Genomic DNA, 21053 nt, shown 5'->3' on the forward strand with positions numbered 1-21053 from the left:
AGGAGGCCCTGAATGATGCGGAATGAATCAGGCGGCTGCAATCTTGGGGGTGTCCGAGGTCGAATCAACAGGGCTCAGCCCAAAGGTCATCCCCAAGCTGAAAAAGCCGTAGTCAACCTCGTCCGGGGCCGGCAGAACCTTGAACATCACGGCATCAAGTATGCGGTGAAGGTACTGCCTTTCAAAATCTGCGTGCCCCATTGCTCCTACGTTGATGAAATAAATTCCGGCCCGCAGCAGGCACTTAAATTCAAAGGCAACCTGCACAGACTCGCCTAACCTTAAACTTTTCAGTCGAAGACTTGGCACTCTATCAGTGTTTCCTCCACACAGTTCCACGCCGTAAGGGGATTTGAAAAGGGTGCCAAACGCGAGATCGTCGACGTCCATAGTTGCCGTGAAGGTATATTGCACAGCATAGACACAACTTTGGGTCAGAACGTTGACCACTTCCCCCCGGGCATTGACAATCCGCACATCGGTAATGCGCCCACCAGTCTCTTCATATGGCGTTATGGTCTGGCTGATAAGCGCAGGGTCCAAAAAACCGTCATCAACGATCTCCGACTGTTTGAGTGTTGGCGTCGGCACTTTTGTCGCTGCTACATGATTGCCAGTCACCGGCAGGTCGTCCGAATCACCAATGCTGGCAAGGATCTTGATCTCCTCACGCACTTGTCTGGCCTCTTCGCCACGAAGATTGACAAGCCGCTGATACTGGCTAGCCACCCGCTTGGGCGAGCCCTCCAGTATCTTTTCGCCTCCATCGATTAGAATTGCGCTAGTACACAGTTGAATGATCGTCTGAGCACTGTGCGAGGTGAACAGTATAGTGGCCCCGGCGTCCTTGATCTGCTCGATCCGGGCCATACATTTGCGCTGAAATGCCTCATCGCCCACCCCAAGCGCCTCGTCGACGACCAGGATATCGGGATCGACGTTGACTGCAGTGGCAAAGGCAAGCCTCATATACATGCCAGACGAATAGGTCTTAACGGGCTGATCGATGAAGTCGCCGATCTCCGCAAATTTTTCGATCTGCTCAAAACGCCAGGCCATCTCCTCCCGTGGGACGCCGAGAATGGACGCATTGAGGTGGACATTCTCCCGACCGGTGAACTCACGGTTGAACCCCGCGCCGAGTTCAAGCAAGGCCGCGATGCGGCCATTGACTTCAACCGTACCACTAGTCGGCGGAAGCGTTCCGCAGATCACTTGCAGCAGCGTGGATTTTCCCGATCCGTTACGACCAATGATGCCAATGACCTGGCCACGCCCGAGTTCGAAGGAAATGTCATTCAATGCCGCGAAGTCCTTGTAGTAGCGGCGAGGCTGCATCCCGACCAACCGCTCAAGGCGCGGCACGATCATCTGCTTGAAGCGGTCCTCTGGCCGCTCGAACATCGTGTATCGCTTGGTGACGTTGCGAACCTTGATCGCAAATAGCCGGCTATCGCGTTCAGAGGACATCGGCAAATCCCCCGCGCGTCTTCTCGAAGAACAGCCTGCCCAGCAGCGCGACGATCAAGGCAACGCAGAAATAGACAGCCAGCGCCCACCATGAAGGCAGGGTATTCATGAGGACGACGGCACGGAAATTTTCGATCGGCACCGTCAGCGGGTTTAAAACTACCCAGGGCCGAAGCCAATCCGGCATCGATGTTCGCGGTGTGAACATGGGCGAGAGGAACATGGAGGCGGTCAGAACCGGGCCGACCATCTGGCTGATGTCACGAAAATAGACCCCCAGAGCGGCCAGGGCCCAGGCCACACCCTGCACCAGGACAACGAAAGGAACAATCGTGAGGGGGGCCAACAAGGTATAGGGTGACAAGCTTCCAGTTATAATCACGGTGAAGAACAGCAGCACCGCCAAACTGATTCCGAGTTGCACCATCGCGGAACCGGTGACCACCGCCGGCAGAATTTCGATCGGAAAGACGATCTTCTTCACGAACATTGCATTGTTCAATATGGCCCCCGGCGATTTGGACAGAACCTCAGCATAGAAGTTGAAAAACATGAGGCCGCAAAACAGGGCAAGCGCAAAGAATCCGACCGAGTGGTTCTGGTTGGCACCGGCCCATTTGACACCGAACACAGAGCCAAACATCAGGGTAAAGATGGAAAGGGTGAGCAATGGCGTCAACAGCGCCCAACCAATTCCGAAAAACGAACCCTTGAACCGGCCGGTCACATCTCTGCTGATAAGATTGGACAAGACCTGAAAATTGCGCTGACTAATCATGGGCTGAGTTCTTTCGTCGCCTGGTCGATGTGATCGGTGATCATTTCGATGTCGACCTTGGACTGCATGGCGTAAGCCTTTGCCTGCCACGTCTGGGACGAGCCACCAGAGTCACATAATATAACGTTGTAGTGGAATTTCTTCAGAGCACAGATACGGCTGATCCATAATTCGACTACTCCGCCGCCTGCGCCCCAGAAATTGATCCAAGCGTCAGGCATCAAGTCGATAACGACCGTTCCCGCCTTCGACCACAACAAGTTGGCAAAGGCGGACCCATGCGCTCCGACGATAATCTCGGCACCTGAGAAAAGATCGATCTGGTCTGAATAGGCCAGCGTGGCTGGGTCGATGATCTTGAAACCGCGCTTGACCAGCGCAGCCTGGAGCTCGGCTTCATTGGTTATCGTCCTTCCGGAATTTGTGGTTTCGCTTGAACGTCCGAGATATATCCGCCTAGCGGGAAAGTCTTGAACCGCCGGCGGGGACACCAGCGTTCGCGACATCAGATCGGCTGTTTCAGGATGCGGGAAAAACGTGGTGAAGGTGGTCAGGGCATTTGAGACGATAGCCGAACGGAACCTGTAGGCAGCGGTGCTAGCCGCGTCGAGGATAAGAAAATGGTGCGGAAGGAAGCCCCAGACCGACAGCATCCTGATCAACCATTTTGGCGCTTTCGTTGACAGGACAACACGCAACCGCTCAGCAATGATCTCATCGCGAAACGCCAACAATTGCGGTATCACATCAAAAACTACGTGGCCGAACGCCTGGGAACGATGCATGGGAATGATTACGTCCGCATCGATCTCGGTCGCTGTTTCAGCCTTCAGATGCGCGCCAGTATCGTCTTCGACCAAATATTGAAGGTCTATCTCCCACGGTCTGAAATAGCGGTAGATGCGCATCGTTTCGGCGATGAGCTGGTTGTTCCTGGTGACGAGTGCTACTGCGATCGGATGCGCCACACAATTGTGAAACCGACCGAACCGCAACGGCGCCGCCTCATAGGTAACCGTCTTCAGCATGCGAGCGAATTCGTCGCCATTGACGACGCCTTTCGCGACATGCAATCGCGGTGCTAGTCCCGCCTCGACGTTGCAGGGGGCAAACGTGGTCCAAATGCAATCCTCGTCCGAATCGAGCATTTCTTGTTTGCTCGACGCTAACCTGCCAATGGATTCAAGCGAAACTTCCTGGACATCCTGCTCTTTCAATTGGTGATGATTGGTGGCAGCCGAAGCCCGGTCCGGGAGATCACTGATCGCGATATTTTTTTTTTGCGCAGTCTCGCCTTCAGCGGACGGATTAACCAAGCGCTTCGCGGTGCGATAGGCAAAACGGGCAGCCTTGAATATCATTGGCCTGTCGTAAAGTCGGTGCGCTACACGGAATTTCAGGGGCACCCTGATAGAGCCAGGGTCAGGCATCGTCAGAACCGCCGGGCTCGTTGTCGTTAACTTCGGTCGGGATTGCTCGATCGTGCGAGCGTTCCGCGCCTCATGAACGCTTCTCGCCGCAATTTCCGCGATTTCGCGTCGCGCCTCGGAAGCGGGGTCATTTCCGGACTGAAGCCGGCTGGCCTCCTGCTTGAGCAAAGCCACCTTGCTGGCGAGGTCAGCGACCTCAAGGATTTTCGCAGCACGGAGCTTTCCGATTTCGGCGTCCCTGGCGTCCTCCGGGATCTGCGCCAACTGCTGGCCGAGTTCGAATCGAATGCGTTCCGACGCAACATCGTAAATATCATCGACCATCGACGTGCCGTTTTTCACGCGAAGCGTGGCCTCGAGAAAACCCCGACCGTGCGTTCGATCAGGCTCAAGATAGCAACCCTCGGCCCACTCGTTCCAAGCATTGATGAAGACCAGTTGATCGCCTTCGGCGCGATTGGCAAGCGTCAGCGAACTCGACCCCCGCAACCAGCGCTCGTAGTTTGCAACTGTGGAGCCAAGAACGATCAGCGCGCGCGTCTTTACCCGGGCCGTATTGTCCCAATCGGGGAAAACGGTACGATAGATTCGTTTCTGGCTGTGATCACGGGATAGGAAATCCCGCGCTACATTAGCATATTCTATGGCGTAGCCGTTGTATTTCTCGTAGGTCGGCAGAATGTCATTCACGCCATGGAATTTCATGTTGTGCGGCGGGAACTCTACGCCTGCGTCGAATTCGTACTGCTCGTAGTCGTTGTTGCCGTGAACGAGGGCGTTCACGATGTGAATTTCGCCAATGCCCATTTTGCGGCAATGCTGGCGCCAGCGCTTGCCTGCGGCCTTGGCGTCGGGAAGATGCTGCGGCCGGTAGACGACCAGCAGCGGCTTTCCATCTACGCGGAGATACCGGGGATCCTTGAAATAAGGAAAGAGACTTTCGATGAAGCGCAACTCCCAGTCCGGGCCATAGGTCTGCGCGATCAGAACCTCATGCTCGGCGGCGTCCCATCTGCGGGTCCAGTTTTCGTTCGCCCAGCACATGCAGAAATTTATGTCGATGCTCTTGTCGGCCAGGAAAGCATTGACCGGCTTCTCCATCAACCGGTGGCCGTCGAACCAGTAGTAGTGAAAGCAGAAAGCATCGATCCCGTGCGCCCTGGCCACCTCGGCTTGGTCGCGCATAGTGTCCAGCACACGCAGGTCGTAATAGCCGAAATCGGTAGGATAGCGCGGCTGATTGTGACCGTCATAGAGCGGCTCTGCCTTCGAAACGTTGGTCCATTCCGTAAACCCCTTACCCCACCATTCATCGTTTTCGGGGAACGGATGAAACTGCGGCAGATAATAGGCAACATAACGTAGCGTCATTATCGCATGCTCAGGATCGACTTTACTATGCGGCGACCGGTTGGGCCTAGTATGCGGCCAACCATCATTCTGAACGTCGGCCGTTGCTGAGGCGAATAATGCGGGGGCGGGACAAACGGCAACTTTGAGACAGGCTTGCCGATTTTTGGAGGCGCGCAATCGAGCAGGACAAACTCGTTCTTCGGTGAGCTAGCCAGTTCTGCCTTCACGACCGTCTGATAGACGTGCGAATAGGCGCCGAGTTCCAGAGCGGCCCGAACATTTTCTGGCGTTCTCTTCCAGTTCTCTGCGAATTCTGTCATTTCGGGCGTCCGCATGACAAAGAGCGCGTCAACGATCTTCAGGCCTGCTTGACGGAAAAGGTGCTGAAGGTTCTTGGCGCCAAAGAAGCGGATATGCGTGCGATCGAGAAGGCCCCAGTCTCTGTAGTCAACATTGTCATCGAGGATCATCGCTATCATCGCGGCATGATTGGCATTGGGGATCGACGAGACTACGCTACCGCCAGGCCGCAGATAGCGGGTGACCTCCCTTAAGGTCTCCCAGGGATTGACCAGATGCTCAAGCACGTCCGCGATGACGACGGCATCAAAGCGCTGCTCACCGAACACTTTGCCCCATCCGGGCGTGTTGAGATCGCCCTGGACCGCGTCGACGCAGAAACCCTTCAGGATCGGAATGCAGTTCAGATCATATTCGAGCGCGGTAACCCGACAGCCGTTTAGCGCGATCAGTGGCCTAGCGATCGAACCCGGTCCGGCACCGATTTCGAGGACGTCTTTATCTCTGCCGACTAACCGCAACACATTTGCTGCGGCTGTGTCCGAGGTCGGGTCGACATCAAAAACGTAGATATCGGCTGATGTTTTTTGTTTAGCGCTCACTTATACTTGCCTCGTGTGTCTGCGCCATTGTTTCGGATCGGTGACGCAAGCTTTGACAATGCTCTCACAATTTTCCATGATTTGCTCTCGCGGACGAGCGTTAGTTCGCGCGCCACAGTCTGAAGGCTTTCCGTTGCCGCCGCCAATTGGCCCGTCAGAGTCGAAACGTCAAGGCCCCGCTTTTCGTATTGCTCGGTGAGCGAACCCAAATCCGCTTCGAGATCTGACATCTGGCTGACATACTTTGCGATTTCTTGTCTCGAAGCCGCCAATTGTTCCCTAAGGGTCGAACCGTCAAGGTCCTGCTTGTCGCACTGTTCTCTGAGCGCTCCTATATCTGATTTGAGAACTGATATCTGGCTGACATACTTCACGATTTCCTGTCTCGAATCTGTGAGTTGCGCCGAGCGTATTGAAAGTTCGGCCTTCAAGTTCGCGATCTCGCTGATGCTTTTGGCCAACTCGTTTGACTTAGCTACGATCTCCAATTGCAGTCGTTCAGCTCGTATCTCACTCTCGACTGCCTGCCCTTCCATTCGACTCTGGTTCTCAACCATCGCCACGATTTTTGATTTCAATGCTTCGCGTTCCCCTCCAAGTTCATCGACTTGAGACATCAGCGCTCGGACATTACCGATCAGCCTTGTCTCTGTGGCGGCGTAGTCGGTTGCAGGCGCTAGGCGCGCCTTGGCCTCACGCGCCAGCAACTCGGCGAACATGACTTGGCCAGCCGGCAGCCAACGGTCCTCAAATTCGTCGTGAATTGCATCGAGTTCGGCGGTCGCTGCTGGCAAAGATGCGTCTTCCACAAGGTCGAGCATGGCCACATAAGCTCGCTTGACCAAATCCGGCACGCTATCATTAGCCATAAGCAAATCGATACTTGCCAGATGATGCTGATGGTCAGTCGACAGATAAGCAGCAATTTCTTTCTCGACAGAGCTAACCTTGCGCGGCCATTCGAGCGAAAACCGCTCTGAGATCTTATCTAGGACGGGTCCGAAATCTCGCACCATTGACTCGTATGACAAGAAGACACGGGGCGAGTTCCTGGTGCTTTTCTCGGAGGCCAGAACATAATTCAGCCAAACGAGGGAGCCGAAGCTCAAATCCATTCCATCGCGCTTCGCGAGCGATTTGGCGACCGACAGTGGATTACGTGTGATCGTTATATAGTTGGTCTTATACCTGAGCGATGTAAGCAGTTGCTGATAAACTGGCACGATGCGTGAAATCCGCGGCTCCTTGAGCACAATCATTGACGTGGCGCCATATTCGTCATCAAGGACACGAGCAATCTCGTCGCGGTAGAAGCTGAGCCGGCTTGCCGACAGTTCCTCGACCCGGACCGGCCTCCAATCGTCCCACCGGCTACCAAGTTCGAGCAAGAGCTGCTCGTTCAGGAGGGCTAGATGTAATGGCTCCCAATAACCTGTCCGGTTGCTTTCGTCAGCGGGGATCAAGTTCTTAGCCGGGGCAACGCCCAGCAGTTGAAGCACGCCGGCCAATGCGCTGGTGCCTGAACGATGCATGCCAAGAACCATCAAGCAGGTTCGCTCGCCCAGACCTTCCCACCTTGCCTTCGAACCCCTCTTTGTCGTCTCGGCAATGGCCATAGTTCTATCCTATTGCGTGGGCAAAGCCGCAGGGTGGCATCTGCGACCACGAGCCTTGCCTATACTTCACTCTGGTTCCGGAAGGCGCAACCGAGTCAGCATGCGTCTGAAGGGTCGCCTCAATTTGGAAATGGTCAGCCTGCTATCATGCCGCGAGTATGTGCCGTCACGTTGTGACCATAATGTGGCTCGGAAGCGCGCCATACCCTCGCAGATTCATTACCTGAATATCTCGTCAAGGGCGCCATTTAGTGCCGAGGTCACCGTGGGCAGTATCGCATCTGTTATTTCGGTGCTTCATCTCATCCGAAGTCAGTGACGCACCACCGAGGATCTCTAATGATAGCCATCGTGTTAATGGCCATCGCGGCGGCCTTATGGCAACGCATTGCGTCGTTACGGTGACAGCCTCCGCCGAATAGTCGCTTCCGAATCCGCTGTCGCGTCAGGCCGAGCCTCATTCACTTATCCTCCCCCGAAAAAACATCTGGCTATGCCTCGCGGCCCGCAGTATGCGATACAGCACGGCGGGGGCCGGAGATGCTGCTTGGAAGTGTGATGGTCGCGAATGATTCTCGTGCTCACACACTTCGCTGGCAGTCATGCCGACAGCCCGGAGTTTAGTACTGCCTAATGAATACTTCCCTGGAAGCTGTGTTCGGGCTCAGGCCACAGATTCGGCGCGCCTTCATCATGGTCCAGGACGTGGTCATGGTCCTGGTCGCCGTTGCGCTCAGCCTCGTCCTGTCGCGGTCGGATCTTTCGTTCGGGGCGCTCTCCACGGAGGGCCTTGTCACCTGGGCCGGCATCGTGCTCATCAGCCATCTGCTGTTCAGATATTGCGGCCTCTACACCACGGTCTGGCGCTTCGCCTCGACGCCTGATTTCTTCAACATCCTGAAGAGCTGTGCGATACTGACATTCGTCCTCTACGCCGTTTCGCTGGTCGTGCGTTCCTTTCAGCCTGTCGCGGGGCTCAACGAGCGCCAGTTCATCGTCTTCCTGCTCGTCTCCTTCACCATCATCTCGGCGCCCCGGCTGTTCTACCGCTTCCTGCGTGACGGCGCGAGCTGGGGTGTCCTCAGCGGCAAGGCCGACACGGCACGCACCAAGCAGGCCCTGTTCGTCGGGCGGCTCGGCGAGGCTGACCTGATCATTCGTTTCACGCGCACGGCGCAACCCCCCGACCATACCATAGCCGGCATCATGGCCACCGAGCATGGCGCGCCGCTCGGCACGCGCATTCAAGGGGTCCCGGTGGTGGCGACCCGGCCGCGCCTGATCGATGTCCTGGAGGATTATGCGAGCGGCACCAAAAGCCTCGATCTGCTGATCTTCGGCAGCGGCGCCGAGCATGAGATCGAGGAATATTCGGAGCTGGTCCGCGTCGCGCGTCACGCCGACATAGCGGTCGTGCAGTTCGCGGGGCTTTCGCAGGTCGGCCAGGAGGGAAAGCTCGTTCTCGATGCCGTCGAGATGGAAACGATCCTGCGCCGCCCGACTGTGCCATCCGACATCGAGCGCATCGGCGCCTTCGTCGGCGGCAAGCGCGTCCTCGTCACGGGAGGCGCCGGCTCCATCGGGCGAACGCTGGTAAAGCGGTCGCTGGAGCTTGGAGCCGAGGCCGTGCTGGTTGCCGACAATTCCGAATTCGGCATCTTCCAGTTGAGCCAGTATGTCGACGAGAAGCACCATGAGCGCCTCAAGGTCCGCATCGTCGATGTCGCGGACCGACGCCAGATGACACGCGTCGTCACCGAGTTCAAACCCGACATCATCTTCCATGCCGCGGCCTTGAAGCATGTTCCGCTGCTGGAGGAGAACTGGGAATCGGCCATCCAGACCAACGTCTTCGGCACGCTTGTCTGCGCCGAGGTCGCCGCCAGATGCGGCGTGGCGCAATTCGTCATGGTCTCGAGCGACAAGGCCGTCGATCCGACATCCGTGCTCGGCATCACCAAGCGGACCGCCGAACAGATCGTCAGCGCGCTGCACGGAACACCGGCCGGCGAACCGGGCGGCCGCCGCGCCGCCACCAAGTTCATCGCGGTGCGCTTCGGCAACGTCTTTGGCAGCAATGGCTCGGTGGCGACCATATTCCAGGCGCAGATCGAGGCCGGCGGGCCGGTCACCATAACCGACCGGCGCATGACGCGCTATTTCATGACCGTCGCCGAAGCCGTCGATCTCGTCATCATGTCGGCGGCCGATGCCGCCTCGCGGCCGGCCGGCCAGGACTACGCCGTCTACATGCTCGACATGGGCAAGCCCGTGCCGATCGTCGAAGTGGCCGAGACGATGATCCGCATGGCCGGAAAAAGCCCCTATACGGATATTCCAATCCGCTTCACGGGCATCCGCCCAGGCGAAAAGCTCCACGAGACGCTGCACGGCGAGGACGAGGAACTGGTCGAACTCAGCATTGCCAAGATCTTCGGCCTGAGTACCGATGTCGCACTGTGGTCGGATGTCCAGGCAGCACTTGCGGCGCTGCAGCAATCCATGAAGGCCCAGGACAAGGCAGCCTCGCTCACCATCCTGGCCGATCTCGACCGCGCGACGAAGACAAGGGCGAACGCGCGGCAGGGCGCGGTCCCGAAAACGGCCGGGCAGGCGAGCTAAAGCAATTCCAGGAAAAGTGCGCAGCGGCGGCAAGGCGTTTGACATCAGTGGGTAAGACAGATCTGCGCATTGCTGTCCTGATGGGCACGAAGGATGGCGCCGCCTTTATCGACGAGCAGGTGCAGTCGCTGCTCGCGCAGTCCCATCCTCTGATCGACCTTTGGATATCCGACGACGGCTCCGTCGATGGCACGGTTGCCGTCATCGAAGCCTGGAAGCCCCGCTGGACAAAAGGTCGGATAAATCTGGTGGAGGGGCCGCGGCAAGGCTTTGCCGCCAATTTCCGGTCGATGATCCTGGACCCGAGCATCGACGCGGATTGTTACGCCTTCTGCGATCAGGACGATGTCTGGGAGCCCGACAGGCTTGAAAGCGCCCTTGGCTGGATGCAGGCATTTGATGCGGACATTCCGCTGATGTTCTGCTCGCGAACCGCGACCATGACCGAAACCGGACGCCTGGTCGGCCATTCGCCGCTGTTTAGCCGTCCGCCGTCGTTCCGCAATGCGCTGGTGCAGAGTATCGCCGGCGGCAACACCATGCTGCTCAACCGCGCGGCGCGCGATCTGTTGGCCAAGGCCTCCGCGCGCACCGGTTTCGTCAGCCACGATTGGTGGGCCTATCTGATCGTCACCGGTGCCGGCGGGGTCGTCCGCTACGATCCGCGGCCATTGGTACGCTACCGTCAGCATGCGGCGAATCTGGTCGGCGCCAATGCATCTTGGCAGGCGCGGATCTCGCGGCTGGGTCGCCTGTTCAAGGGCCAGTTCGCGGACTGGACCGATCTCAATCTTGCCGGCCTTGCCGTCAATCGCGATCTCCTTACGAAGGATGCGGTGGCGTGCCTCGACCTGTTCGCGAACGGTCGGCGAGGTTCCCTTTTCCAACGCCTGGGCGCCCTGCGCAAAAGCGGCGTCTATCGACAGACTTTTGCCGGGACCCTTGGGCTGTATCTCGCCTTTGTCCTGGGTCGTATCTGAAATCGCGAACCGCGCGGCGCGCTTGGTTGGGAAGGCGACCTCATGCTACGCCGGCCGGATTGACGGGCATCGCTCGCGGTCATCGCGTAGAGCCTGGCAGGGAGCCCTATCGGCCACATGAAGACAGCCAAGAAAATCTTCGATCTCGCCGGTGCGGCTGTGCTGCTGGTGGCAACCTCTCCCATTCTATTGCTGGCCATTGTTGCCGTCCGAGTATCCTCGCCCGGTCCGGTGATTTTTTCACAAACGCGGATTGGCCGCGAAGGTGTGCTTTTTCGCTGCCACAAGTTGCGGACGATGTACCAGGGAACGCCGTCCTTGCCCTCGCATGAGACCCCGGTGAGCGCCGTGACATCGGTTGGAAGGGGCTTGCGGAAATTCAAGCTCGACGAGTTGCCGCAGCTGTGGAATGTCCTGCGCGGCGAAATGAGCCTGGTCGGGCCGCGTCCTTGCCTGCCGACCCAGACGGAACTGATCGAATGCCGCAGGCGGTTGGGCGTTTTGCAGGCTTTGCCCGGGATGACAGGCTTGGCCCAGATCAGGGGCATCGACATGTCGAACCCGCAACTTCTGGCCGAAACCGATGCCACCTATCTCAGGACCGCGTCGTTCTGGCTCGACCTTCGGATCCTGTTTGGAACACTTTATCGCGGCTGAGCAGCCCCGCTCCAGAAGCGGAAACCTGTCTTTGGGCCGGCATCAAACAGGACGTCGGGGGTTTCGGAGCCGCGCTATTTCGGTCAGCCGCTCCAGCGTGCTGGCTTCCGGCGCCCAGCCTTCCGAGGCAAGCAGCGACGGGTCGCATATCTGCGTCGCCGTCAGGCTGTCCCAGAACATCCGCTTGCCAAACAGTGTGGCGGCTGTCCACATTGGTCCAGCCGGCACGGTCATCAGGCGCGTCGGCCTCCCCAAGCCGCGGCGAAAGGCACCGATGACGGCAGCGACGGACACCGGCGGCTCGTCGCTGGCGAGATAGATCGGACGAAGTGGCTCGGAATGGCAAAGCAGATGCCACACCGCCCGTGCCGCGGATTGCGATGACAGCAGCGAACGGTTCGCCGTCAATGCGCCTGTCGGCATCGGCAGAGCCGTATCGGCGAGCCGCATCAGCGTCGCCAGGTTTCCTTTCATGCCGATCCCGTAGACTGGAGGCAGCCGCAATATGGCCGCGTCGGCACGGCCATGCGAGGCATAGGCGCCCAGCACGGCGATTTCTGCTTCACGTTTCGAGCGCCCGTAGGCGTCTTGTGGGTCGGGGATCGTGTTTTCGTCGATGGTTGCGCTGGCACGCGCGCCGATCACGGCCCGGATCGAGGAAAGATGAATGAACCGTCCGCTTGCCTGCGTGGCGGCGGCATGCGCCAGACGTGCGCTCAATTGCGCATTGGCTGCCCGAAAATCGGCTTCGGCGGCATTGCCCTGATCATTGTTCAGACCCGCGCAATGGACGACATCCGTAACATCCCTGGTCAGCGCCAGGAAAGCCTCGGCAGGTGCATCGTACCCCGGCATCTGCATCGTGTCGGGCCCGGCATCAAGTCTATCCCGCAGGCGGGAGGCAAGGCGAAGTTCGACGCCGGCCTCACGAAGCCAATGGACCACCTGGCGGCCGATGAAACCCGTCGCGCCCGTAACCAGGACTTTCATTGTCTTGCCCGGACCGGCTATCGGGCGGCTGGCGGAGGTGCCAGGTCTGATGGAATGGCTTCCGTCACCAGTGGAACGGTTTGGCTTTTCGGTGGTGACGTCGCCTGGGCTCCCACCAGTGGTGGAAGGGCTTGCCTTTCCACCAACGCGGCCTGGCGGCCACAGGCAAGATATGTTCCCGACACCAGGAAGACCATAAAGACCGAGTCAAGAATGTCATGGCCGATCAGGATGCCCGTCATGCCGGCAGTCAGGTAGGTGATCACGACGGCGACGATCATGGTGGCGCCGAACCGTTCGATCGGATCGGTGCTGTCACGGAGGACCAGGGCTGCATTTCTGACGGCAGCCACAAAGATCGCCGCCAGCGTCACCGCACCCAAGATTCCCGCTTGTACCAAGGCGGTCAGGAAGCCGTTGTGGAAATGACTGAAACCTGCATCCATCCCGAACTGATCCTGAAAGCCCTGCTTGATCAAGAGCCGGGTGGCACCCACCCCATGTCCAAACAATGGCATCTCATGAAATGCCTTCAGGCCGATATCCCAAAGCGCGACGCGTAGTCCCAAAGCAGTCGTGTGGTCACCATGGGCCGCCAGCGCATCCCAGTCGGAGTGCAGAAATGCGACGCGCCCCGCTATCGTCTGGAACCCGAAAAACGCGATAGCGACCGCAATCGCGGCCAGCAGCAAAAGCACGCGAACGGCATCTCTCCCTCTTAGCTTCTGCTGGTTGATCAACAGAACGGCGACACCGGCAATCAGCAGTGCCAGCCAGACGATGCGCGTACCGGAGTAGATGATGGCGATCGTTCCGCCGAGTGCGGCGCAGGCGAGGGCGATCCTGTATTTCTCTATACCGGATAGGGCAGCGGCCACGCAGATCACCACCGCAAGGCAGAGGACCTCAGCAAAAACGATCGCATTCCCCGCCCCACCCTCGGCGCGCATACCAAGTCGATATTGCTGATAAACCGCCAGCAGCAGCGCTCCGAAACAAGCCGCCATGCTGGCCAACACAATGATGCGGACGAGCGTTGTTTTTTGCGTAGTGCTCCAGGTCGAATAGGAAATGGGAAAAAACAGAAAGGTGATCAGCGGGACAAGATGCCGTGCGTCCTTGACGATCGCGTGGTTGACGATGGACGCCAGGACATTGCTTGCGCAATAGGCGTAGATCGCGATCGTTAGCGCCATCATCGCCCGGTCGACATTGAAGTGCCTTCTCTTCAAGACGATTAACAGGACGGACCATAGTCCGCCGCCATTGAACACGAAGCTGACCGCCGATCCCAGGACCGGGGGAGAAAAGAAGCAGAGAATGGAGAAGTAGACATTGATCCGCGAAGGCGTGATTTGCTGTCTTATAAATGAAGGCCGGTTCAATTTTCGGACCCGCTATTCTCGAGAAAATTTATGCGGCACATCGTGTTCGGTGAAACCCAACATGCTCACCTCGAAATTGCCCATTGATAATGCATCTTGCCCTTTCTAAGCGTATAGCGGCTGGGCCGCTGTTTCGATAGTACGCCGTGATCGATTGCCGCTGAAACTCCCGGTCGGCACCGGTTGACCCTGCAGCATCCCCGGCCTTCTCACAGGCAATATTTTTCCAGCCTTTTCACGGCTGGAAGCTCTCCAAGCAGAAATTTCCGGGTTTTGTCGCAACCGTGGAAAATTCATTCCCGAACGAATGGCTGTCGGGCTCGTCTTGCATTGTTCTGGGCCGCGACGATCTGCTAGAACGCCCGCACGAAACACTTGTCCAGAAGCGAAGCTTTGAACCGGGCGCAAAAGGCTCGATGATTTGACGCAGGATCTTCTGTTGCAAGGCATGAGAGAACGCTCACGGTCCATGATACCAGCGCTTACGCATCTGCAGCGGCTTGAAGCCGAGTCCATTCACATATTCCGCGAGGTCGCGGCAGCCTTCACCAAGCCGGTCATGCTCTATTCCGTCGGCAAGGATTCGTCGGTGCTGATGCATCTGGCGATGAAGGCGTTCTATCCGGCCAAGCCGCCATTCCCGTTTCTTCACGTCGACACCACCTGGAAATTTCGCGAGATGATCGCATTTCGCGATCAGATGGCGAAGAAGCTGGGTTTCGATCTTCTGGTTCATGTCAACGAAGATGGCGTGCGCGACAACATCAATCCGTTCGATCACGGCTCGAACACCCACACTCATGTGATGAAAACCGTGGCGCTGCGCCAGGCGCTCGACAAATACGGCTTCGACGCTGCCTTTGGCGGCGCCCGTCGCGACGAGGAAAAGTCGCGTGCCAAGGAGCGCATCTTCTCTTTCCGCAATGCCCAGCATGTGTGGGATCCGAAGAACCAGCGGCCCGAAATGTGGAAGATCTTCAACACACGTATCGCGCAGGGTGAATCGATCCGCGTCTTCCCGCTGTCGAACTGGACCGAGCTCGACATCTGGCAGTACATTCTGCAGGAAAACATCCCGATCGTGCCGCTCTATTTCGCCAAGCGGCGGCCGGTTGTCGAACGCGATGGCATGCTGATCCTCAAGGATGATGATCGCATGAAGCTACTGCCCGGCGAGGTCGTGGAGGACAGGTTGGTGCGATTCCGTACGCTCGGCTGCTATCCGCTGACCGGGGCCATCGAATCCGACGCCGACACACTTGAAGCCATCGTTGGCGAGATGCTGACGGCACGCACCTCCGAACGGCAGGGTAGGTTGATCGACCGCGATGAAGCCGGTTCGATGGAAAAGAAGAAGCGCGAGGGGTACTTCTGACCATGCGCCACATCATGGCAAAGAGCCTCGCTCCAACGGACGGCGTCCGCGATTATCTGGCCGCGCAGGAGAAGAAGTCGCTGCTGCGCTTCCTGACCTGCGGTTCGGTGGATGATGGCAAGTCGACGTTGATCGGACGCCTGCTCTCCGACACCAAGCAGATTTTCGAGGACCAGCTCGCCGCGCTCGAACGCGATTCGCGCAAGCATGGCACGACGGGCGACGAGGTCGACTTCGCGCTGTTGGTCGACGGCCTCGAGGCGGAGCGCGAGCAAGGCATTACCATCGACGTCGCCTACCGCTTCTTTGCCACGCCGAAGCGCAAGTTCATCGTCGCCGACACGCCCGGCCACGAGCAATATACCCGCAACATGGCGACAGGCGCTTCGACCGCCGACTTGGCGATCGTGCTGATCGATGCCCGGCAGGGGGTGCTGCGCCAGACGCGGCGCCATTCGATCATTGCCTCGCTGCTCGGCATCCGCCACATCGTGCTGGCGGTCAACAAGATCGATCTCGTCGGCTTTGATCAGGCGGTCTTCAACAGGATCGTCGAGGACTACCGGCAGTTCTCACGCGATCTCGGCTTCCAGACCATCGCGCCGATTCCGATGTCGGCCCGCTACGGCGACAATGTCAGCGGCCGCTCCGAAAACACGCATTGGTATTCCGGCCCGACATTGATCGAGCATCTCGAAACCGTCTCCGTCGACGAAGCCACGGCCGAGCTGCCGTTCCGCTTTCCGGTTCAGTACGTCAATCGTCCCAATCTCGATTTTCGCGGTTTTGCCGGCACCATCGCGTCGGGTATGATTGCGCAAGGCGACGAGGTCGTGGTCGCCAAGTCGGGCAAGTCCTCGCATGTCAAACGCATCGTCGCCTATGGCGGCGATCTCAAACAGGCGGTGGCCGGCCAGGCCATAACGCTCGTTCTCGACGACGAGGTCGAGGTTTCCAGGGGCAACATGCTGGTTTCGCCGTCCGCACGGCCGCAGGTCGCCGACCAGTTCGCCGCCAACATAGTCTGGTTCGACGAGCATGCGCTGTTGCCGGGCCGTTCCTATATCCTGCGCACCGAGACCGATCAGACCAGCGCCACCGTCACCGACTTGAAGTACCGCATCAATGTCAACGACTTTGCGCATGAGGCGGCCAAGTCGCTTGAAATGAATGAAGTCGGTATCTGCAACATTTCGACCCGGGCGCCGATTGCCTTCGATCCGTTTGGCGAGAACCGGACCACTGGCGCCTTTATCCTGATCGATCGCATCAGCAACGCCACGGTTGGCGCAGGCATGATCGTGCACTCGCTGCGCCGCGCCGAAAACATCCATTGGCAATCGCTCGATGTCGGCAAGCGAGTGCGTTCCGACATGAAAAACCAGCGGCCCGCCGTGTTCTGGTTCACGGGGCTTTCGGGCTCCGGCAAGTCGACCATCGCCAACCTGTTCGAGAAGAAGCTTTTCGCTACTGGGCGTCATACCTACATTCTCGATGGCGACAATGTCCGCCACGGTCTCAACCGCGACCTTGGATTCACCGATGTCGATCGCGTCGAGAACATTCGCCGCGTTGCCGAAGTGGCCAAGCTGATGGCCGACGCCGGGCTGATCGTCATTGTCTCCTTCATTTCCCCGTTCAGCGCCGAGCGGCGGATGGCCAGGGAATTGATGGCCGATGGCGAGTTCATCGAGGTGTTTGTCGATACGCCTTTCGAGGAATGCGCCAGGCGTGATCCGAAGGGCCTCTATGCCCGCGCGCTGAATGGCGAGATCAAGAATTTCACCGGCGTCGATTCGCCTTACGAAGCACCGGAGAAACCGGAGATCCATCTGAAGACGCTCGGCAGATCGGCTGAAGAGATGGTAGATGCCCTGGAACACTGGCTGAACGAGCGGGACATTGCCGAAGACCAATATGACAATGGCGGCGGTATCTGACGACACGTCGATGCTTGAAATCTTCGAGCGGCTGGCGCTAGCGGCCGGGCGCGAGGTGATGCGCGTATTCCACGCCGGGTGCGCGGTCGACCGCAAGTCGGACGCCTCGCCGGTCACCGAGGCGGACCGCGAGAGCGAGAAGATCATTCTTGCAGGCCTGCGCGCCGCATTCCCCGATATTCCCTGCGTGGCCGAGGAGGAAGCGGCGGCCGGCGTCATGCCGGGCGAACTTGGCGAGACCTTCTTCCTCATTGATCCGCTTGATGGCACCAAGGAATTCGTCAACCGGCGCACCGACTTCACCGTCAACATCGCGCTTGTCCGCCATGGCGTGCCGGAAGTCGGCGTTGTCTTCGCACCCTGCAGCGGCCGGTTTTTTTCCGGCCGGCCGGGCAGGGCGGAAGCCCTCGAAGTCGATAAGGACTACCGGATCGTTTCCCGCCGGCCGATTTCGGTGAGAACGGCCGCGACGCCGCTGGCCGTGGTTGCCAGCCGCTCGCACAACACGCCGGAAACCGAAGCCTATATTCGCGACCTTGGTGCCGCCGAGATCGTCTCGGTCGGTTCGTCACTGAAATTCTGCCTCCTCGCCAATGCCGAGGCGGATGTTTATCCGCGGTTCGGTCGCACCATGGAATGGGACACCGCTGCGGGTGACGCGGTGCTGCGTGCCGCCGGCGGCACGACGCGGACGCTGGACGGCAAGCCCTTGACCTATGGCAAGCGCAACCAGGCCGATGACGCGGACTTCGCCAATCCGCATTTCATCGCCAGCGGCGAGGCTGCAATCCAGGGACGTATCGAACGTACGTGAAAAGCCCTCGTCGATGGCCTATCCTTTGTCGACGTCCCCTGAGTCGGTAAGTGAATGTCCTTGTTTCAGAAATGCCATGCCGTCATTTTGGGCGGCTTTCCCGCATGGACCAGCAATCGTGATGAAATAGTCTTCAGGATGTTGCTGGGCCTCTACGCCCTTTCTCCCGCCCTTTTCGCCTTCGTCGAAATGTCCCCAACGGTCTTAACGCTTGTCGGGGCACTCATGGGCGCTCTCGCCCTTTTGACGAAGCGTGCGCGTTTTGGCAGAGGCACGACAGGCCTTGCAATTGCTCTCGCTCTCTTGTCAGGCTTTGTCCTTGCGAGCGCCCTGTGGTCGGTCGATGCGAGCCGCTCTCTCATGGCGGCGAGGGACGTGTTTGGCTACTCGATCGCCGCTATCCTGCTGTTTCAGGGCATCCTCGCGCTTGCGAGCGCTCAACGCGAGCGGCTCGCGTGGGTGTCATTGGCCGGCCTGTTGATCGGCGTCGTATCGGTGATGGGCTGGGAACTGTATTTTGCGTTTCTGACCGAAGATCCACGCTTTGTGGAGAACGTTTTCACCCTCCACAAGATCACGGTTTACGGAGCTTTTTTTGCCGTCATATTTCTTGCCCAGCCGAGGCTGGTCTGGAAAGGGCTTGCGGCTCTCTTTGCCGTTCTGACATTGCTCTACGGCCAATCGACCGGCGTCAATCTGGCGATTGTCCTCGTGGCGGTGATGTTTGTCATGCCCGCGAAATACCGCCAGCAAGTTTTGGTTGGATTTTTCGCCATCTATTTGTCTCTTGCCCTGATTGCCCCCTTCGTCGTCGCGCCGCTGTTCGCCTACCTCAAAACAACGGGATGGCTGGTTTTCTATCCAGGAACCTTCGCAGCGCGGCTTGATCTATGGCAGATGATTTCGCCCCGCATCGCGGACCAGCCGATCCTCGGCCATGGCGCCAATACGATGAGAAACGCGGCCGGGGTGGTCGTGAGTCCGACATATTATGCGCAGGCGGATCTCCCAAGCGCACATAATATCGTATTCGATTTGTGGTACGAACTGGGAGCGCTGGGCATCATGGTGTATGGGGTGCTCCTGGCGGCGATCATAAGAATGATCGGCGGTTTGAGCGGCCCCTGCCATTTCATAGCCAGTTGCTACCTGATGATAGCTGTCGTCGAACTCTCGGTCGACCATCGGATCTGGTTGTCATGGGTGCTGGGCACTTTGGTCTTCGCCGCGGGGATCTGCATAGTGCAGTGCCGTTCCATGACCCGATCGGGGATGGAAGACGGGATCACAAGACACGTGGCGGCCTTCTCAAAATAACGGGCGAAGCGCACGGCCCGCGCCGTCGTCGCCCTATGCCAAGGAGGTGTCGGTCGGATATCCCGTGCCCGACGCCTATTCGGCCGCGGCCTGCGCCGAGTTCGAGCCGATATATTTGCGGATCGTTTCGATGATCCGGTCCTGGTCGGCCTCGCTGAGATAGGGGTGCATCGGCAGGCACAGGATGCGTTTCGGCAGGTCCTCCGAAACGGCAAGACCGGTCGGCGTGCGCGGGTAGTCGCGATAGGCGATCTGCTCATGCAGCGGCTTGACGTAGTAGATGACGGACGGAATGCCCTTTTCGCTCAAATGCGCTTTAAGCCCGTCGCGTTTCGGCGTTTCAATCGCATATTGCGCCCAGGCCGAGCGGCTGCCATCCAGGTTGCGGGCTGCGGTGACGATGTCACCGAGGCCTTCAGCGTAGCGTTGGGCCACCACCTGCCGCGCCGCCATTTCTTCCTCGAGGATGGCGAGCTTCTCGAGCAGGATCGCCGCCTGCAGCGTGTCGAGCCGTGAATTGATGCCGACGCGGATGTTGTCGTACTGCGTCTCGCCCTTGCCGTGGAAGGCGAAGGATCTGAGCGCGTCGGCCAGCGCGTCATCATTGGTGAACATCGCGCCGCCGTCGCCATAGCAGCCGAGCGGCTTGGCCGGATAGAAGCTGGTCGAGCCGACATGGCCGAACGCGCCGCACATCCTGCCTTCGAGCGAGCCCCCCATGGACTGGGCTGCGTCCTCGATCACCAATAAGCCTTCGCGATTGGCAATAGTCATGAGCGCCTCATAGTCGGCTGCAAGACCGAACAGGTCGACAGGGATGATCGCCTTCGGCTTCAGTCGCCCTTCCTTCTTGATGGCCGCGATCGCCGCCTCGAGGCTGGCGATGTCGATGTTGTAGGTTGTCGGATCGACATCGACGAAAACCGGCTCGGCCTTGGCCAGCGCCACCACTTCCGCTGTGGCGGCGAAGGTGAAGCTCGGCACGAACACCGCGTCACCCGGGCCGATGCCGGCGGCGAACAGCGGCAAAAGCAGTGCATCGGTGCCGTTGGCGCAGGCAATCACATGCTTGACGCCGACATAGGCGGCGAGCTTCTTCTCGAATTCGGCGACCTGCGGGCCAAGGATGTAGCGGCCATCCTCGACCACGTGGTCGATCGCGGCTTTCAGCCGGTCGCGGATTCGTTCGCGCTGCGCGCCAAGATCGATGAATTGCATGTCGGCCTCAATATACCTGCCAGTAACCGGCCCGCTGGTACCAGACTTGGCGCGGCTGAAAAAGCCAGCTGCGGATCGGGGACTTGGTGCAAGTGTCGCAGCCCGTTACCACGTTTTGCCGGCATATTGTCCCACAAAGCCGGGAATCCGGGCTTGGCGGTGCAATTCAGCCCATTCTTATCGAGGTTTTCCGGCGCCTGGAAACA

At 58.8% G+C, this 21053-nt stretch carries 15 protein-coding genes; 7 read left to right on the forward strand and 8 right to left on the reverse strand.

Going from position 1 to position 21053, the window contains the following annotated elements; genetic code table 11:
• Positions 1 to 27: 27 nt before the first annotated feature.
• From FJ943_RS27365 to FJ943_RS27385, 5 genes are read right to left on the reverse strand one after another with little or no spacing between them, the layout of a single operon-like run.
• Positions 28 to 1470, reverse strand: coding sequence for an ABC transporter ATP-binding protein (locus tag FJ943_RS27365; RefSeq protein WP_140726568.1), 1443 nt, complete (start codon positions 1468 to 1470; stop codon positions 28 to 30).
• The gene (locus FJ943_RS27370) at positions 1460 to 2248 is read right to left on the reverse strand and encodes an ABC transporter permease (protein WP_140726571.1); all 789 of its coding nucleotides are present in this window, start codon (positions 2246 to 2248) and stop codon (positions 1460 to 1462) included. Before FJ943_RS27370 ends, FJ943_RS27365 begins: the two co-directional genes overlap by 11 nt.
• Positions 2245 to 5049 (reverse strand): glycoside hydrolase family 99-like domain-containing protein, encoded by a 2805-nt coding sequence (locus FJ943_RS27375; protein ID WP_140726574.1) that lies wholly within the window; start codon positions 5047 to 5049, stop codon positions 2245 to 2247. The genes FJ943_RS27370 and FJ943_RS27375 overlap by 4 nt, the downstream gene beginning before the upstream one ends.
• The gene (locus FJ943_RS27380; protein WP_140726577.1) at positions 5049 to 5933 is read right to left on the reverse strand and encodes a class I SAM-dependent methyltransferase; all 885 of its coding nucleotides are present in this window, start codon (positions 5931 to 5933) and stop codon (positions 5049 to 5051) included. Before FJ943_RS27380 ends, FJ943_RS27375 begins: the two co-directional genes overlap by 1 nt.
• Positions 5930 to 7549 (reverse strand): hypothetical protein, encoded by a 1620-nt coding sequence (locus FJ943_RS27385; protein ID WP_140726580.1) that lies wholly within the window; start codon positions 7547 to 7549, stop codon positions 5930 to 5932. Before FJ943_RS27385 ends, FJ943_RS27380 begins: the two co-directional genes overlap by 4 nt.
• 633 nt (positions 7550 to 8182) lie before the next feature.
• Between FJ943_RS27385 and FJ943_RS27390 the strand changes: the two genes are divergently transcribed.
• The 3 genes from FJ943_RS27390 (at position 8183) to FJ943_RS27400 (ending at position 11808) form a co-directional block, all read left to right on the forward strand.
• On the forward strand, positions 8183 to 10171 hold the full coding sequence (locus tag FJ943_RS27390) for a nucleoside-diphosphate sugar epimerase/dehydratase (protein WP_181174656.1): 1989 nt from the start codon (positions 8183 to 8185) through the stop codon (positions 10169 to 10171).
• Between the two features lie 47 nt (positions 10172 to 10218).
• Positions 10219 to 11151 carry a glycosyltransferase family 2 protein gene (locus FJ943_RS27395; protein ID WP_140726583.1) on the forward strand — a complete coding sequence of 311 codons (933 nt, stop codon included), beginning with the start codon at positions 10219 to 10221 and terminating at the stop codon, positions 11149 to 11151.
• 117 nt (positions 11152 to 11268) lie between these two features.
• Entirely contained in the window at positions 11269 to 11808 is a 540-nt protein-coding gene (locus FJ943_RS27400; RefSeq protein WP_140663220.1) for a sugar transferase, read from the forward strand.
• 42 nt (positions 11809 to 11850) lie between these two features.
• Here the strand turns inward: FJ943_RS27400 and FJ943_RS27405 are convergent, their stop codons facing one another.
• Positions 11851 to 12798, reverse strand: a complete 948-nt coding sequence (locus FJ943_RS27405; RefSeq protein WP_140726586.1) for an NAD-dependent epimerase/dehydratase family protein — start codon at positions 12796 to 12798, stop codon at positions 11851 to 11853.
• A 17-nt stretch (positions 12799 to 12815) separates the two neighbouring features.
• The gene (locus tag FJ943_RS27410) at positions 12816 to 14183 is read right to left on the reverse strand and encodes an O-antigen ligase (RefSeq protein WP_140726589.1); all 1368 of its coding nucleotides are present in this window, start codon (positions 14181 to 14183) and stop codon (positions 12816 to 12818) included.
• A 469-nt stretch (positions 14184 to 14652) separates the two neighbouring features.
• On the opposite strand from FJ943_RS27410, the gene cysD reads away from it, so the two are divergent.
• From cysD to FJ943_RS27430, 4 genes are read left to right on the forward strand one after another with little or no spacing between them, the layout of a single operon-like run.
• Entirely contained in the window at positions 14653 to 15558 is a 906-nt protein-coding gene (cysD, locus tag FJ943_RS27415; RefSeq protein WP_015318702.1) for a sulfate adenylyltransferase subunit CysD, read from the forward strand.
• Between the two features lie 2 nt (positions 15559 to 15560).
• Positions 15561 to 17498 carry a sulfate adenylyltransferase subunit CysN gene (gene cysN, locus FJ943_RS27420; RefSeq protein ID WP_181174657.1) on the forward strand — a complete coding sequence of 646 codons (1938 nt, stop codon included), beginning with the start codon at positions 15561 to 15563 and terminating at the stop codon, positions 17496 to 17498.
• Positions 17499 to 17508: 10 nt separating this feature from the next.
• On the forward strand, positions 17509 to 18312 hold the full coding sequence (gene cysQ / locus FJ943_RS27425; protein ID WP_181174661.1) for a 3'(2'),5'-bisphosphate nucleotidase CysQ: 804 nt from the start codon (positions 17509 to 17511) through the stop codon (positions 18310 to 18312).
• 54 nt (positions 18313 to 18366) lie between these two features.
• Positions 18367 to 19629, forward strand: coding sequence for an O-antigen ligase family protein (locus tag FJ943_RS27430; protein ID WP_140726597.1), 1263 nt, complete (start codon positions 18367 to 18369; stop codon positions 19627 to 19629).
• Between the two features lie 75 nt (positions 19630 to 19704).
• On the opposite strand, the gene FJ943_RS27435 is transcribed toward FJ943_RS27430, so the two are convergent.
• The gene (locus tag FJ943_RS27435) at positions 19705 to 20847 is read right to left on the reverse strand and encodes a DegT/DnrJ/EryC1/StrS aminotransferase family protein (protein ID WP_140726600.1); all 1143 of its coding nucleotides are present in this window, start codon (positions 20845 to 20847) and stop codon (positions 19705 to 19707) included.
• Positions 20848 to 21053: the final 206 nt, after the last annotated feature.

The organism is Mesorhizobium sp. B2-3-10, assembly GCF_006442275.1.
Classification (GTDB): domain Bacteria; phylum Pseudomonadota; class Alphaproteobacteria; order Rhizobiales; family Rhizobiaceae; genus Mesorhizobium; species Mesorhizobium australicum.